Source organism: Rhizobium sp. GN54 (assembly GCF_021026345.1).
Lineage (GTDB): Bacteria > Pseudomonadota > Alphaproteobacteria > Rhizobiales > Rhizobiaceae > Mycoplana.
Genome location: NZ_JAJNCZ010000011.1, coordinates 42,765 through 57,759 on the forward strand (window position 1 = coordinate 42,765; position 14,995 = coordinate 57,759).

Annotated in this window: 14 protein-coding genes; 6 read left to right on the forward strand and 8 right to left on the reverse strand. The window is 61.6% G+C overall.

The features are described 5' to 3' along the window. The first annotated feature begins 54 nt into the window (after positions 1–54). From LQK81_RS22290 to LQK81_RS22315, 6 genes are all read left to right on the forward strand, one after another. Positions 55–1,641, forward strand: coding sequence for an amidohydrolase (locus tag LQK81_RS22290; protein ID WP_230808615.1), 1,587 nt, complete (start codon positions 55–57; stop codon positions 1,639–1,641). Between the two features lie 42 nt (positions 1,642–1,683). Continuing rightward, positions 1,684–2,139, forward strand: coding sequence for a hypothetical protein (locus LQK81_RS22295; RefSeq protein WP_230808616.1), 456 nt, complete (start codon positions 1,684–1,686; stop codon positions 2,137–2,139). Between the two features lie 95 nt (positions 2,140–2,234). After that, positions 2,235–3,419 carry a pyridoxal phosphate-dependent aminotransferase gene (locus LQK81_RS22300; RefSeq protein ID WP_230808617.1) on the forward strand — a complete coding sequence of 395 codons (1,185 nt, stop codon included), beginning with the start codon at positions 2,235–2,237 and terminating at the stop codon, positions 3,417–3,419. Then, positions 3,416–4,180, forward strand: a complete 765-nt coding sequence (locus LQK81_RS22305; RefSeq protein ID WP_269065089.1) for a class II aldolase/adducin family protein — start codon at positions 3,416–3,418, stop codon at positions 4,178–4,180. The genes LQK81_RS22300 and LQK81_RS22305 overlap by 4 nt, the downstream gene beginning before the upstream one ends. A 3-nt stretch (positions 4,181–4,183) precedes the next feature. Beyond that, the gene (locus LQK81_RS22310) at positions 4,184–5,053 is read left to right on the forward strand and encodes a DMT family transporter (RefSeq protein WP_230808619.1); all 870 of its coding nucleotides are present in this window, start codon (positions 4,184–4,186) and stop codon (positions 5,051–5,053) included. Positions 5,054–5,060: 7 nt separating this feature from the next. Further along, positions 5,061–6,299 (forward strand): alanine racemase, encoded by a 1,239-nt coding sequence (locus LQK81_RS22315; protein WP_230808620.1) that lies wholly within the window; start codon positions 5,061–5,063, stop codon positions 6,297–6,299. Between the two features lie 94 nt (positions 6,300–6,393). On the opposite strand, the gene LQK81_RS22320 is transcribed toward LQK81_RS22315, so the two are convergent. From LQK81_RS22320 to LQK81_RS22355, 8 genes are all read right to left on the reverse strand, one after another. Beyond that, complete coding sequence (locus LQK81_RS22320; RefSeq protein ID WP_230808621.1) at positions 6,394–7,509, reverse strand: ABC transporter ATP-binding protein; 1,116 nt, start codon at positions 7,507–7,509, stop codon at positions 6,394–6,396. A 38-nt stretch (positions 7,510–7,547) separates the two neighbouring features. Continuing rightward, positions 7,548–8,951: an NAD(P)/FAD-dependent oxidoreductase gene (locus LQK81_RS22325; RefSeq protein WP_230808622.1), complete on the reverse strand. Its 1,404-nt coding sequence runs from the start codon at positions 8,949–8,951 to the stop codon at positions 7,548–7,550. Then, positions 8,948–9,817, reverse strand: coding sequence for a PfkB family carbohydrate kinase (locus LQK81_RS22330; protein WP_230808623.1), 870 nt, complete (start codon positions 9,815–9,817; stop codon positions 8,948–8,950). Before LQK81_RS22330 ends, LQK81_RS22325 begins: the two co-directional genes overlap by 4 nt. Beyond that, entirely contained in the window at positions 9,814–10,659 is an 846-nt protein-coding gene (locus LQK81_RS22335) for a sugar phosphate isomerase/epimerase family protein (RefSeq protein ID WP_230808624.1), read from the reverse strand. The genes LQK81_RS22330 and LQK81_RS22335 overlap by 4 nt, the downstream gene beginning before the upstream one ends. Before the next feature lie 10 nt (positions 10,660–10,669). Next, the gene (locus tag LQK81_RS22340; RefSeq protein ID WP_230808625.1) at positions 10,670–11,530 is read right to left on the reverse strand and encodes a carbohydrate ABC transporter permease; all 861 of its coding nucleotides are present in this window, start codon (positions 11,528–11,530) and stop codon (positions 10,670–10,672) included. Continuing rightward, positions 11,527–12,492 (reverse strand): carbohydrate ABC transporter permease, encoded by a 966-nt coding sequence (locus LQK81_RS22345; RefSeq protein ID WP_230808626.1) that lies wholly within the window; start codon positions 12,490–12,492, stop codon positions 11,527–11,529. Before LQK81_RS22345 ends, LQK81_RS22340 begins: the two co-directional genes overlap by 4 nt. A gap of 13 nt (positions 12,493–12,505) precedes the next feature. Beyond that, positions 12,506–13,831 (reverse strand): ABC transporter substrate-binding protein, encoded by a 1,326-nt coding sequence (locus tag LQK81_RS22350; RefSeq protein WP_230808627.1) that lies wholly within the window; start codon positions 13,829–13,831, stop codon positions 12,506–12,508. Between the two features lie 88 nt (positions 13,832–13,919). After that, complete coding sequence (locus tag LQK81_RS22355; protein ID WP_230808628.1) at positions 13,920–14,933, reverse strand: SIS domain-containing protein; 1,014 nt, start codon at positions 14,931–14,933, stop codon at positions 13,920–13,922. Between the last annotated feature and the right edge of the window lie 62 nt (positions 14,934–14,995).

Here is a 14,995-nt window from a genome sequence, read left to right on the forward strand (position 1 = left end):
CTTGTGAGAACGGTGACGGCCCATTGCGCCTTGAGAGCGGAACCGGGAGCACCCATGACCAGAAGTGATTTCTCTGCCGCCCAAAACCACGCCCTGGACTGGCTCGATGCAAATCGCGCTCTTATCTCCACCTGGCATCAGACGATCTGGTCGTTTCACGAGCCTTCATGGCGTGAATACCGTTCGTCCCAGTGGTACGTCGACCGGCTCCGGGAAGAAGGCTTCGAGGTCGAGCAGGGGTCCGCGGGAATGCCGACGGCCTTTTGCGCGACCTGGTCGAACGGTGACGGACCCGTTGTTGGCGGCTACGCCGAATATGATGCGGTGCCCGGCCAATCCCAGGTCGCCGAGCCGCGCCGCGCGCCGCGGCCCGGAACGACGAAACACGCCGCTGGCCACACCGATCCCCATTCCGCGCTCGGCATGGGAGCTTTCGCCGGCTTTCTAGCGGCCAAGAAGGCCATGGAAGCGCATGGCATCACCGGCACTCTGCGGTTCTTCGGCGAGCCGGCGGAGAAGATGTGCGGTTCCAAGCCGGTCCATGCCGCCCACGGCTATTACGACGTGCTGGATGCCGCGATCAGCTTTCATCCGCATTCCTTTAACGCGCTCACCAACGGCTGCTTCTGGGACACGACCAGCGCGCCCTACTGGAGCCGTATTTACACGTTCGAATGCGACACCCCTGAGACTTGGCTCGACCAAAGTCGCGGCGGCGCCGTGGCGCATGCACACGCGACCGCGCGCGCGCCGGGTGCCATCGACGCCGTGTGCCTCATGTACACCAATTCGAAGATGATGAAGGAATCCATGCTGCCGCACACCGGCACCTGGACCCTCAATGAATTCATTCCCGTCGCCGGGCAGGCAACGGCCGACAACCTGGCGCCCGCCTATTCCCAGATACAGTATTCCATGCGGGCGCCGACGCTGGAAATGTGCGAGACCGTCTTCTCCGTGCTCGACCGCAATGCCGAGCACATCGCCGCGATGACCCACTGCACCTGGCGGGCGGACTGGATCACCAAGACCCGCGCGGGCCTGCCAAACCATGCCCTTGCTGAGCTGACCTTCCGAAATTTCGAAAAGCTCGGAGCGCCCGTGTGGGGCGACGCGGCCAAGCAATTCGCCCGCGAAGGTCAGCGCAATCACGGCATCGAGCCGATGGACGAGCCCTTCATCGACAATATGATGCGGTTGACCCCGCCACAGGAGGCCGAAGCCGCTTTTCGTCAGCAGTTGCCGGCATGGCAGTTCAACTACGCGGCGGACGACTATGTCGAATACACCTGGCACGCACCGACGGTCCGTCTTTATGTCGCCCGTCCAACGCTTAAGCCGGATCCAGCCGGCAAGCGCTACGGCGAGTGGCTTCGGCACGCTATGAACGGCGATCCAGCCTGCATCGACCCGATGTGGAGCAAGGCGGCTGACGTCATTTCCACGACGATCCTCGACATGATGACAGATCGCGCGGCCCTCGAACGCGCCCAGCAGGAATTCCGTGAAAGAACTGGCGGCGGTGTTGGCGGGTCGCGGTGGGTGCAGCCTCAGCTTCCTTCCGACTTCCAGGCGCCAGTGGACTATCGCTGGCCGGAATGGATCGACACCCCCCGCGGTCCCGAATGGTCGGTGCGCTAGGTACATCGTCTAACGAATTCACAAACGTTCAAGGAGAACACAATGCCAGTACCTTCGCATGATGAGGTTGTTGCCTTCGTTGCGGCGAACCGCTTTCCCTTTCCGGGCCAAACGACTTGGCCCGCGAACTACACCACTTTGACCAACGCTCCAGGAAAAAGACGTGCGGTGCCCGGTCCTGCGGGTGACTACTACCCCGACATCGTCGTCATTGACTCGGATGGCAAAACCCGCGAGATCGGCGACGTCGAGGAGGTTCTCGATCCGGCCAAGGTACCACTCTGGAGGGCGGCTTCCGAAGCCGGCGATCCTCTGCCGGAATACGAAACGCGCATTTTCTTTCTGTATGTTCCCGAAGGTCAGGAAGAGGCGGCCAAGAGCCTCCTGGACGCCAACAAGATTTCCTATGCGGGTGTGCGCGGTTACCGGTCCGATGAAAATGGAAAAATCAGCATCGTACCCTTCGTGACGCGCGGCAACCCTTACGATCACCAGTAAGCCTTTCCCCGGCGCCCTTATCAAGGGCGCGCTTTGCGGGTCGACGGACCGCCTCTGCTTGGCCGTTGACCCGTTTTTTTGGTCCGGAGCCCGTAATGATCAGCCCCTCATTGTCCATCAGCCCACAAGCCGTTGCGGCACCAGCGAGCGGCATCGCCGCGGTCATGAAGCATGGTTTTGGACGCTCCGACATCATACCGCTTTGGGTTGGCGAGGGTGACCTGCCGACGCCCGCTGTGATCTGTCGCGCGGCGGCGACGGCACTTGAGCGGGGCGAAACATTTTACATGCCGCAGCCAGGTATCCCCGAGCTTCGCCGCGCGCTAGCCCAATATCATGATCGGGTCTATGGCGGGCTTTTCGGAAAACAGTTCGAACCTGACCGTTTCTTTGTCACGGGCTCCGGAATGCAGGCGATCCAGCTAGCGGTTCGGCTGGTGGCAGGGGTCGGCGAAGAAATCCTGGTGCCCACCCCTGCGTGGCCGAACTTCTCCGCGGCCGTCGGACTAGCTGGCGCCCATGTCCGTGAGGTTGCCATGCGGTTCGACCCGGCCGGCTGGATTCTGGACCTTGCCCTGCTCGAGGCTTCGATTTCATCCCAAACCCGCGCGATCTTCCTGAATTCGCCGTCAAACCCGACCGGCTGGACCGCAGATCCCCTGTTTCTTCAAGCGATCCTGGATCTTTCTCGGAAGCACGGCCTCTGGATCATCGCGGACGAGGTCTATGGCCGGTTCACCTATTCCGACGCCTTGGCCGCACCATCGCTCCACTCGCTGATTACCTTAGAGGATCGCGTTCTTTTCGTGAACACCTTCTCGAAAAACTGGGCGATGACCGGCTGGAGAATCGGTTGGATCGAGGCACCGGTGGCGGCCGGGCCTGCCATCGAAAATCTGATCCAGTATTCGACTTCGGGCGTCGCGGTATTCATGCAGCGCGCCGCCTGCACGGCGCTGAACGATGGCGAGGTATTTCTGGCCACGCAGATGGAGCGGTGCCGCAGAGGGCTCGAAAGTATCTCTTCAATCCTCGCAACCTCTTCCCGCGTACATTTTGCGCCCGCCGGCGCCTTTTACCTGTTTTTCGGCATCGACGGGATCGCCGATTCAACGGCGTTCGCCGGAAGGCTGCTGCAGAAAACCGGAGTTGGCCTGGCGCCGGGGCGAGCGTTCGGCATGGCCGGCGAAGGCTACTTTCGGCTTTGTTTTAACCGGGAAACGAAGGAGCTCACGGCCGCGGCTGAGCGGCTGCTTGAATTCCTCGATCACGACGCCTGAACGACAAGGAGCGCGCACCAATGCATTTGCATAGCGCCGAATGGAAGCACCGGGTCGAACTGGCGGCGTGCTACCGGTTGATAGCCCATTACCGGATGGCCGATCTTATCTATACACACGCCACTCTTCGACTGCCCGATCAGGACAGTCGCTTTCTGATCAATCCCTACGGGTTGCTTTGGGAGGAAATTAGCGCTTCCTCTCTGGTCACGATCGATCTCGACGGAAACAAGATCGGAGAGAACCCCTATCGGGTTAACCGAGCAGGCTTTGTAATTCACAGCGCCATCCACGGTGCACGACATGATGCGCTCTGCGTCATTCACACGCACACAAGAGCGGGTATGGCCGTTTCCAGCCTGGAAGAAGGGCTCCTCCCGCTGAACCAGATCGCTCTGGGATTGGTGCCGCATGTCGCCTATCACGACTACGAGGGCATTGCGCTTGATATCGGGGAGCGCGCCCGAATTGTTGCCGACCTTGGAGACAAGCGAGCGCTTATCCTTCGAAACCATGGGCTGCTCACGGTCGGTCGCAGTGTCGCGGAAGCGTTCAACCTGATGTATTATCTCAATCTCGCTTGCGAAATCCAGGTTGCGACGCTTTCGATGAATCGTGAGATCAAACTGCCAGAGTCGTCGGTCAGGTCGAGGGTGGCTGAGCAGGCAGACATCGTTTCATTCGACGATGGCGACCTCGTTTTGGAATGGGATGCTCACCTTAGGCTTCTCGACCGGATCGACAGGTCCTACCGGCGATAGGCGATGCAAAACCAGGCCCTGAAAGGCGCGGCGCTCGTCGTCGTCGCCATGACTCTCTACATACAGAATGACGTCGCCACCAAACTGCTGACCGAGCGATTCGATACCCTTCAGGTTATGATGGTTCGAGGCGTGATCGGCGCCGCCTCGCTACTCGTCCTCTTGCGGGTGACTGGTACTACTTACAGCTGGAAGCATGCGCTCATGCCGGCAGTGATAATCAGATCTGCTTGCGACGGGCTTGCAAGTCTCGCCTTCGTCTTTGCCCTTGCTGAGATGCCGCTTGCGACATTGACCGCCATCATGATGCTCGCGCCCATTATTTCTGCCGCCACCGGCGCCCTGATCTTTGGTGAACGGCTGACGGGAAGGCTTACAATAAGTGTGGTGCTTGGTTTCATCGGCGTAATGATATTCGCGCGGCCGGTGTCCACCGGCGTCAATGTACCGCTGTTTCTTGCCTGCTCTGCTACCCTTCTTCTTAGCGCTCGCGACCTGTTTACGCGACACACGTCGGCGGATGTTCCATCCGGCCTTGTCGCCCTCTTAACGACGCTCTCCGTACCAATCCTTGTTGCACCGGTCATTGCCGCTCGAGGCTATCTGCCGATGCACCCTCAAGATTTCATGCTTCTTGCGTACGCAGGAGTTTTCGCTGCCGCGGGTACCTGGATTTTTGTGCAAGCTACCCGCATCGCCACGCTCGCTGAGATCGCTCCGTTTCGCTACTCTGCCGTGCCCCTGTCACTTGTGGCCGGCTTCATTGTCTGGGGAGACCTCCCCGATCTAGCAATGCTGGTGGGGTCACTCTTCACCACCGTTGCTGGTGTTCTCGCGCTCGCGAGCCGTTCGCCCCCAAGTCATAAAGGATGAGCACCGAATGCCGCTAGGACAATTTCACCACACTCTTTCGTCCGTCCTTGGTTTACGCCCGTCAGCGTGCGAGGTGTTGCTGCCTGCCCTGACAGTGGACGAGGCCGCATACTGCCATAACCGCGATTTCTTCCTGGGTTATCTTCGTGCCGCAGGTGTCAGGATCGCGCCTCACGCCAAGACACCGATGTCACCCGACATTGCTGCCGATCTGATCGAGGCGGGCGCATGGGCGGCTACTGTCGCCAATCTCCAGCAAGCCGAAGCGATGCTTTCTCATGGCATCAGCAGGATCCTGATCGCGAACGGATTGGGCGGCTTACGGAACGCTCCAAGACTTGCGGCATTGCGGAAGGACTATCCCGAGTGCGAAATCGTTTGCATCGCAGATTCCATTGCGGCTGTGGCGGTGCTCAGCGCCGCCGCGACCGCGGCAGGATCGTCGATACCGGTGCTTGTGGAATTGGGTGCGGGCCGCAGTGGGGCACGCAGCTTTGAAACCGCGCACCTGATAGCCCAGGCAATCCTGAATGACCCGATGCTGGTCCTGCGAGGTGTCACCACGTATGAGGGATCCGTCGAAGGACCGACGGAAACGGCCCGCATCGAGGGTATCGATGCATTGCTTGCCTTCGTAACCCGCTTTTTTCTGCATCTGCGTCGGATCATGCCTGCAGATCCCCTCATCATCAGTGCCGGGGGTTCTCTCTATTTCGACCGCGTCGTCGAAGCGATCGTCCCTGTCGTGGAAGAAGACAAGAATGCATTTCTGCTCCTCAGAAGTGGGGCTATTTTCTTCTACGATCACGGAATTTATCGGCGGGGGCTGGCTGCCATGGACCGGCGAGGCGGCTTGCTTCTGGGAAAGGAGAGGGTTTCCGCCGAGCGTTCCTTCAAGCCCGCGCTGAAGCTCTGGGCTGAGATCCTATCCGTTCCGGAGCCGGGTCTTGCGATTTGCGGATTTGGGATGCGGGACGTCTCGTTCGACCAGGGCATGCCAGTCCCCCTCGCGATTTTCCGTGACGGGGCCTTGAAGGCTGACCACCACCCTTCATCGATGTCTGTGTTCAAACTGAACGACCAGCATGCCTTTCTTCGCCTTGAAAACGCTCCGGAACTTAGCGTCGGCGATGTGGTCACGTTTGGGATATCCCATCCATGTACATGCTTCGATCGCTGGAGGCAATTTTACGTTCTCACGGACGATGGACGGATAGCCGGAGTTTGTCAGACGCTTTTCAGCTAGAAGAAGAAACGAGCAAAGTCGGAAAATGCCGGACATTCAGACTCGGCGCTTCCCGCGGCCATGGCTCCTCTGTCAATGTTGTGAACGGAGTCGGTCAGGTGTCGCGCCGGCTGTGAACCGGAACGACCTTGCCCTCGGCATCGAAGACGTGAATGTCCTGGAGGCGTGCGGTGAAGCGGATGTCCTGCATGCGCGCGTAGGAAAGCTCTCCATCCGCCTTGATGAGGAACTTCTCGCCGCTATTGGGCAGATCCAGATAAAGAATCTGCACCTCGCCGAGATGCTCGACGAGATCAACGGTTCCAGCAAATGTCGGACCGGTTCCATCGCCCTCGGCGATCCGCGTGTTTTCCGGGCGGATGCCGATGCTGATCGCCTCTCCCTTTGCCAGCCTGCCGGGCTCGGCCGACAATTCGAGCATGACACCGCAAGCGAGCCGGCAGCGCGCCGAGCTCTCGGTGCAGTCAACGACCTCGCCTTTCAGGATATTCATCGCCGGCGAGCCGATGAACTGCGCGACGAAAAGGTTGGCCGGTCTGCGATAGAGATCCGTTGGCGTGCCCACTTGCTCGATATAGCCGTCCTTGAAGACGACGATGCGGTCCGCCAGCGTCATCGCCTCGACCTGGTCGTGCGTGACGTAGATCATCGTCACATCGGGCATGCTCTGCTTCAGCTTGGCGATCTCGATGCGGGTCGCGACGCGAAGCGCGGCATCGAGGTTGGACAACGGCTCGTCGAACAGGAAGACCCGCGGATTGCGCACGATGGCCCGGCCGATCGCCACGCGCTGCCGCTGTCCGCCGGAAAGCGCCTTCGGCAGACGCTGCAGGTATTTGTCGAGCTGAAGGATTTCGGCGGCCCTGCGCACCCGTGCATCGATCTCGGCTTTCGGCGTTCCCGCGATGCGCAGCCCGAAGGCCATGTTCTCGTAGACAGTCATATGCGGATAGAGCGCATAGGATTGGAACACCATTGAAATGCCGCGTTTGGAGGGGGCGACGGTATTCATCCGCGCGCCATCGATGACGAGGTCACCGGAGGTTATCGTCTCGAGGCCGGCGATCGAGCGCAGCAGGGTCGATTTCCCGCAGCCCGACGGACCGACGAAGACGATGAACTCGCCCGACTTTATATCGAGGTCGACCCCGTGCAGGACCTCCAGGTCACCATAGGCCTTGCGGATGTTTCTCAGCGACAGATCGGCCATCGTTCCATTCCGTTGTTCGATTTCAAAAGCACATGTCGTCAGGGCGCGAGCCCGGCCAGGAACCGCGTGATCGGCCCGGGTTTTCTGTCGAGAATTTCGAGGTCGTTCTTGCGCCGGATGGCGCGGCGAACGACCCGGGCGCCTAGATACCGCAGAGGCTCGGACGGCAGCCTCGTGCGCTTGCCGATACCGACCAGACCGCATCGGCTCCAGATGTCGTCGCGCCCGAGGACGAGGCTCGCCACGATCCGACCGGCGACGGGCGCCTGCGCGATGCCGGTGCCATTGAAGCCCATCGCATAGAAGATGTTCGCGTGATTCTTCAGATGCCCGAAGACCGGCAGGTGCTGCGCCGTGCAGTCGATCGGGCCGCTCCAGTCGTGGAGCACCGGCACGTCCTTCAGCTCGGGATAGACCCTGTGCATTTCGCGGATATTCTCCGCGCCGCCGTCGCCGCTCCGGTTGAAACGGGCGTCGATACGGTCGCCATAGGCGATGCCGCCCGTGCCCCGGCCGAAGATCACCGTACCCTCGGGCGTGCGCTGGTAATAGAGGACATGCTGCTGTGCGTCGCAGATCGATGCCCCGTCCGTCCAACCGATCCGCGCGAGGATATCGGGCACGGGCGCCGTTGCGATGACCTGGCTGCTGACTACATAGAGATAGGGATGCAGTTCCGGAATAGCGGAGAGCCACGCATTTGCGGCGAGCACCACCTTGCCGGCGGTCAGTGTTCCCTCCGCGGTTCGCAATTTGGGCCGGGGGCCCGGCACGATCTCTATCACCGGGCTGCGTTCGTGAAGGACGATGCCCCTCGAAAGCGCCAGGCTGCGCAGGCCGATGGCGAGCTTTGCGGGCTGCACCGTCCCTGCCCTTTCCTCCAGAATGCCGACATAGGAGACGGCCGAGCCGGTGCGATGCAGGATGTCTTCGCGCCGGAGCGGGCGGAAGCGGTTCTCGCCGAGCGCGCGGCAAAGTTCGGTTGCCGCCGTCCAGGCGCCTTCCTGGGCGGTCGAACTGGCCGTCCACAGCCAGCCGTCGAGCCTCAGGTCCATGTCGATGGTGCCGGAGGCCTGCAGGCCGTTCAATTCCTCGATCGCGTCGGCGGTTGCCCGGCACAGCATGACCGCGTCGTCTTCGCCGACAAGCGCGTGCAGCATGTCGATTTCGGCAAACCAGCTATGGACCTGGCCGCCATTGCGACCCGACGCACCGGAACCGCAGAAATCCGCTTCGAGCATGGTGATGCGCGTTTCGGGCGCCTGTTCCTTGATCCGGAGCGCGGTCCAGAGGCCGGCATAGCCGCCGCCGACGATGGCAACGTCGCAATCCGCGCTGCCCTGCAAAGGCGGCGCGACGGCATCCGCCGCGATGCTCTGCAGCCAGAACGAGCGATCGCTCTTTGGCGCCGCGACGGGCGGCCTCAGTGTGATGGTGTTCATGTTTCCACCCTCTCCGTGCTGCCGATGACATCGACATATTTGTTAATCAGCCAGTCCGGGATGGCCCGGATGGGCTGCGGGAAGCCGCCGAGATGGGTGCAGGTTTCCGATGCCCTTTCGGCGGCGAGGTCGAGCGCCGCCTGCACGGGCAGGCCCGCGAAGAACCGCGACGCGATGAAGGTCGCGATGAAGCTGTCCCCCGCGCCGCAGGTGTCGACGACGGTAACCGGCACGGAACCCGCCCTGGATGTCACGGTTCCATCGTCGTGGAGGGAGCCGCGCTTGCCGCAGGTGACGACGACCTGCCGGGCACCTGCGGCCCTGAACTGTGCGATCAGCGGATCGACCGGCTCAGCCGGATCGTCCGGGCCGGAGGCGAAGACCAGCGGCACGTCGTGCAGCGAAAGGTCGAAATGCCGGGTGGAAACGTCGATGCTGAAGGGAACGTCATCGGCGACGAGCCGGCGGACGAGCGTTTCGCTGGAATTCGTGCCGAGATGCACCCAGTCGGCTTGCCGCAGCGCCTTGTAGCGGTCTGCATTCGGAACGTATTTTTCCCCCACGCCGAGCGACTCGAGAAGGAAGCGCCGTTCGCCGGCGTCGTCCGTGAGCAACGTGACTGCCGATGCGCCGGGGCGGATCTCGACGTCATTGCGGTCGAGCCCCGCCTGCTCGATGGCGGCGAGCATGATGTCGGCTTCCGCATCCGGCCCCAGCGCGCCGAAATAGCGGGCATTCAAACCGTGCCGCCGCCATTGCACGGCAACATTGAGGGCATTGCCGCCCACGGTGACGAACCCTTTGCTGAGGTAGGCATCGAGGCAATTGTCACCGACAGCGATCAGGTTGGGATTGGCCGTCGTCATTCTGTGTCCGCTTCATCGAGATGGGTGGCAATGGCGTCGAGGCATCGCCGCCAGGCGGCAAGGGGATCGAGCGCATAGGAACCGTTGCCGAAAGGTTCGAAGGTCAGCGTGCCGGCGAAACCGTGCCTGCCTAGTTGTCCGAGATAGTCGCCAAGCGGCAGGTTGCCGTCGCCCCAGGCAAGATGCCCGGCTGGCGTTCCATCCACGATATGCACATGCGCGATGCGCTTGCCGAAGCGCTCGAAGTAGCCGTCGACGCTGTCGTTTGCCGTCGCCATGGCGACGAGATCGAGAACGATGTCGATATCGTCGCCGTCGAGCGCGCGCCAGAAGCTGTGAAGCGCGTCGGCATCGGTGACGATGTTGCTTTCGAGGCGCTGAAGCGGTTCCAGCAGGCAGCAGACGCCAAGCGAGCGTGCATGGGCCGCGATCCGGTTTATCGACTGGATCGAATTGCCCCAGGCGGTTTCGCGGCTTTCGCATTCGAAGCCGCGGCCGGGTGTCAGGAAAAGATACTTCGCACCAAGTTCCGCACAAATATCCGCCGCGCGCAGGAAACGCTCCACGCTCGCCGCGCGATAGGCGCTGTCGCCAGATGCGATGTTGATCGGATAGAGGACCTGCTCGGGCGTGAAGCAGTGGACCGTCAGGCCGTTGTCGCGAAGGATCGCCCTCACCTCCGCAAGCCGCGCGCGATTGTCGTGGAAGAGATCGAGATGCGGGGCGACACCCCAGAACTCCATCCGCTGGAAGCCCATGCCGCTGAGTTTTTCGGCGGTCCAGCGGAAGGGGTGGTGCTGGAAGGAGAAGTTCGCACCGATGAGCTGTTGTCGTTTAAACATGATGCCTGCCCTATTTTCCGATGCCTTCGGCCAGCCCGCGGATGAAGAAGCGCTGGGCCGCAAAGAAGGCGATGACGATGGGGAGTGCCGAGAGTGTCATGGCGGCGAAGACGACCGCGTAGTTGGTGCCGTGTTTTGCCATGATCGAGGTGAGGCCGACGGGCAGCGTCTGCAGATCCGCGCCGCTGGTGAAGATCATCGCGAAGAGATATTCGTTCCAGGCGAAGAGCACATGCAGGATGACGCAGGAGACCAGGATCGGCTTGCACAGCGGCAGCGTCACTTTCCAGAAGATCTGGCCTTCGCTGGCGCCGTCCATGACGGCGGCCTCGTCGAGGTCCCGCGGTAGCCCCAGCATATAGGCGCGGATCAGGAAGGTCGTGAAGGGAATGCGGAAGGCGGTGTAGAGAATGATGAGCGCCCAGTAGGTATTGTAAAGGCCGAGGTCCTGCATCATGCGCACCAACGGGATCACGGCGACCGTCGGGCTCAGCATGAGGCCGCCGAGCACGATGCCGACGAAGAAAGGCTTGCCCGGCAGTTTCGAGCGGGTGAGACCATAGGCGGTCCAGGCGCTGACCAAAACCGTGCAGACCGCCGATCCGAGCGTGACGATGATGCTCGTGGCGATATAGTTGCGGATGCCCTGGTTCCAGGCCGAGATGTAGTTCGCGATGCTGAACCCGCTGGGCAGCGCAAAGGGGTTGCCGAAGATCTCCGCATTGGTCTTGAAACCGTTGAGCGCCATCCAGAACAACGGATAGAGAACGACGATGCCGAGGCTGGTGAGGAAGGTGACGAGGCAGACCTTCGCCAGAACGGCGACGAAGTCCCTGCGCTCCGTTTCATGCGGTTGATGAGAGATGCTCACAGCTCGACCCTCCGTCTCTTCGTGTACCAGAGCTGCGCAAAGCCGGTGATGAGCGTGATGACGAAGATCAGCGACGCGATGGCCGCGCCGTAACCGAAGTCGTTTTCGATGAAGCCCTGCTGGTAGAGCCAAGTGCCAAGCACCTGGCTGCTGTTGTTCGGCCCGCCACCGGTCATCACCATGACCTCGTTGAAGACCTGGAACGCGCCGGTGATGGTGACGATCACCATGAGACCGGTCATCTCGCGGGTCAGCGGAAAGGTGATGTTCCACAGGCGCCGCCAGGTTCCCGCCCCGTCCATGATCGCCGCATCGTAGAGTTCGCGCGGGATCTTCTGGATCGCGATGGCGAACAGCAGCGTGGAATAGCCGAAACCCTGCCACTGGCTCATGGCGATGACAGCGTAGATCGCGGTTCCCTCCTCGCCGAGCCAGGCGCGCGACCAGTCCGCAAGCCCGATCTGCGTCAGCGCCGAATCCAGAAGGCCGATATCAGGCTGGTAGATGAAATAGAAGAGAAGGCCGGTGACCGTGATCGAGATGGCCGAAGGTATGAAATAGACGGCGCGCCAGAACCGGCGCCATCTCTCCTCGGCAAGCCCCTCGATGAGGGCCGCCAGCACGAACGCGCCGAAAACCTGGAAAATGACGGAGATGACGGCATAGAGCGTGTTGTTGACGATCGCCGTCCAGACGACCGGGTCGCCCTGTAGGCGCCGGTAGTTGTCAAGCCCGACGAAGTCGGTCTGCCCCGTGAAAATGTCCTGGTTCTTCGTGCTGACGAGGAAGTTGTCGATGATCGGGTAATAGACGAACCAGAGGATCAGGACGAAGGCGATCAGGACCCAGCGGAAGGACAGGATCCCGGCGATCGGGCCGAGCCGGTCTTGTTCAGGCCGGCCCGGCCCGGTGGAGCCGATTTTGACGGCTCCACCCTTGTAGTCTTGCTTCATGACAGTCATCGTCGGACCGATCCTACTTCGACGAAGCCGCCGCTTCCTTGACCCGTTCCATGACCTCTTCAGGGGGCATGGTGCCGCCGATCAGCGCCTGAAGGCCGGAAAGCCAGGCGGCAGCCACGCGCGGCGGATTGGCGGTGTCGAGCCAGGGCATGAGGTAGGAGGAATCCGCGATCACCTTCAGCCCATCGACGACCGCGGGGTTCATGGCATCGGCAGAATAGCCGCCGACCGTCGCGCTCGGCTGGCCGTAGGGCGGCGCCGAAAGCACCTTGCCGTTATCGGCCGATGTGACGAACCGCATGAAATCGATGGCAAGCGGAATGTTCTTCGAGGCGGCGCTGATCATGTATCCCTCCGGCGCACCCTCGATGGCCTTGACGTCACCCTTGGCGTCGGCAGGCACCGGCAGCTTGAAAAAACCGAAGTCTTCGCGCTTCAACGCGCCGTCGGCCGTCGCCTGATCGAATTCGATGATCTCCTGGTAGTACATGGCGGACTGGCCGTTGCTGAACTGCTGCAGGGCCGAGGCATAGGAGGAACCGTTGGTACCCGACCCATCGGAGCATTCGTCGATCAGCTGCTTGAACTGCGTCAGGCTGGCGACGTAGCCGGGATCGGCGAATTCCGCCGTGGCCGGGACGAAGTCCTTTTCGAGCGTCGCCTGCGGCACGTTGTAGGCAAGCAGTTGCCCCGCATAGTGTACGCCCGGCCAGCCTTCCTTGTTGCCGAAGGAGATTGGCGTCACACCGGATTTCTTGAGGGCCGCGCAGGCGCTCAGCAGGTCCTCGAAGGTCTTCGGCTCGGCAACGCCCGCCTTTTCGAACAGGCTCTTGTTGTAGCCCATGAACTTGGCATCGAGATAAAGCGGAATACCGTAAAGCTTGCCGTTGTACTGGAAGGCGGAGACCGCGGCCGTCGCAAGCGTCTTGCCCCATTCGGTGTCCGGGCCGATGACCGGCGTCAAGTCGACGGCGCGGTTGCCGCGCACGAAATTCTCACCCCAGCTGCCCGTCCAGGTGAAATAGACGTCCGGCAGAGAATTGGACGCGACCAGGGCCTTCGTCTTGCCCTTCACGCTGTCGTCGCTCTCCTGGATGAGTTCGACCTTCACCTCGGGATGCAGCTTTTCATATTCCTGGGCCGCGTTGACGAAGAAGGGGGAAAGCTGCTGCAGGCCGAATTTCGTCAGCACGCTGACCGTGCCGGAATATTCGACCGCCGCATTGGGATCGGCCACGACCGGATCGGCCGCAGAGGCGCTGCCGACACCGCCGATGACGAATGCGGCAGCGAAAAGCGAGCCGAGGCTCGTCGTGCTCAAGAACGTGTTGGCTTTCATTTCGCAGTTCCTCTCTGTTGTCTTCGTTTCTTTGGGGCATGCAAAAGTCGAAAACCTGGTCCGGCGTCGCCGCCGGACCAGGAAAATCTCAGTATTCGACGCGCTTGTAATAGCGGCGCGTCGTCAGCGGATGATCGCGCAGGACTTCCAGATGGGCGCTCAGGCGCTCCAGCATGGTCGCCAGGACGATCGGCGAGATGAGGCTGCGCGTCTTGGCCGAGACGCCCGGAAGCTTGGCGGAGGCCGCGTCGAGAACGCGCACCTTGTCGGTGTAACGCTTGGCGAAGTTCTCCACGCGGTCCGTCAGCGGGCGGAAGGCATCCTCGCCCTTGAAGACGAAGAGGCTGACGCCCGGCTCCACCAGTTCCAGCGTTCCGTGGAAGAAGTCGGATGCCTGCACGGGGCGGGTGCGGATCCATTGCATCTCCTCCAGAATGCACATGCCGTAGTAGTGCGCTTCCGGCCAGACCGAGCCGGCGCCGGTAAAGATGTGGTAGGTCTCGTCCTTGATTTCCCGGGCGAGCGCGGCGGCCTCGGCCTCGTAGCCTTCCTTCACCGAAACCAGCAGTTCCGGCAGCAGCGCCAGTTCGCCGACCGTCGCATCGAAATCGGCGTATTCGCCGCGCTCGGCCAGCAGGGCGAGCACGATGAGCAGGGTCTGGAGATAGAACGATTCTGAAGACGTATCGTCCTCGGCGAAGTTGGTGAAGTTGTGGTCGGCGTCACGGCCGAGCGGCGTATCCTTGTGGCCGGTGAGCGACAGCGTCTTCACGCCGCGCTCCTTCAGGAAGGCGAGAAGCTGCACGCTCTCCTTGGTGGTGCCGGAGAGCGACGGCAGCACGACCAGCGCCTTGTCGTCGAGGCCTGCCGGCGGCTCCAGAACGACCTGAGCGGAATAGGCGGCTGAAACCGGGAAGAGCGTTGCGTTGCGTGCAAGCTCGATGGCCGGCTGGGTCAGAAACTGCACGCCGCCGGTCCCCATGAAGAAGATGCGTTCCAGACCGCCGTCCAGCAGTTCGCGCATCAGGACACGCACGTCCTTGGCGATTGCAACCGCGCCGCTTTGGATCTTTACAAAGCGATCCCTATCGAAATTGAGCATTTGAACCTTCCCGTTTTGCGCTCCGCAATCGTCCTCGAAGCGAGCTGACGTCTTCACGCAGT

Excerpts from the sequence above, each read along its gene's own strand:
- LQK81_RS22290 (WP_230808615.1), top strand. The coding sequence starts at position 55 with ATGACCAGAAGTGATTTCTCTGCCGCCCAAAACCACGCCCTGGACTGG.
- LQK81_RS22300 (WP_230808617.1), top strand. The coding sequence starts at position 2,235 with ATGATCAGCCCCTCATTGTCCATCAGCCCACAAGCCGTTGCGGCACCA.
- LQK81_RS22325 (WP_230808622.1), bottom strand. The coding sequence starts at position 8,951 with ATGAACACCATCACACTGAGGCCGCCCGTCGCGGCGCCAAAGAGCGAT.
- LQK81_RS22350 (WP_230808627.1), bottom strand. The coding sequence starts at position 13,831 with ATGAAAGCCAACACGTTCTTGAGCACGACGAGCCTCGGCTCGCTTTTC.
- LQK81_RS22335 (WP_230808624.1), bottom strand. The coding sequence starts at position 10,659 with ATGTTTAAACGACAACAGCTCATCGGTGCGAACTTCTCCTTCCAGCAC.
- LQK81_RS22315 (WP_230808620.1), top strand. The coding sequence starts at position 5,061 with ATGCCGCTAGGACAATTTCACCACACTCTTTCGTCCGTCCTTGGTTTA.
- LQK81_RS22330 (WP_230808623.1), bottom strand. The coding sequence starts at position 9,817 with ATGACGACGGCCAATCCCAACCTGATCGCTGTCGGTGACAATTGCCTC.
- LQK81_RS22320 (WP_230808621.1), bottom strand. The coding sequence starts at position 7,509 with ATGGCCGATCTGTCGCTGAGAAACATCCGCAAGGCCTATGGTGACCTG.
- LQK81_RS22355 (WP_230808628.1), bottom strand. The coding sequence starts at position 14,933 with ATGCTCAATTTCGATAGGGATCGCTTTGTAAAGATCCAAAGCGGCGCG.
- LQK81_RS22295 (WP_230808616.1), top strand. The coding sequence starts at position 1,684 with ATGCCAGTACCTTCGCATGATGAGGTTGTTGCCTTCGTTGCGGCGAAC.
- LQK81_RS22310 (WP_230808619.1), top strand. The coding sequence starts at position 4,184 with ATGCAAAACCAGGCCCTGAAAGGCGCGGCGCTCGTCGTCGTCGCCATG.
- LQK81_RS22345 (WP_230808626.1), bottom strand. The coding sequence starts at position 12,492 with ATGACTGTCATGAAGCAAGACTACAAGGGTGGAGCCGTCAAAATCGGC.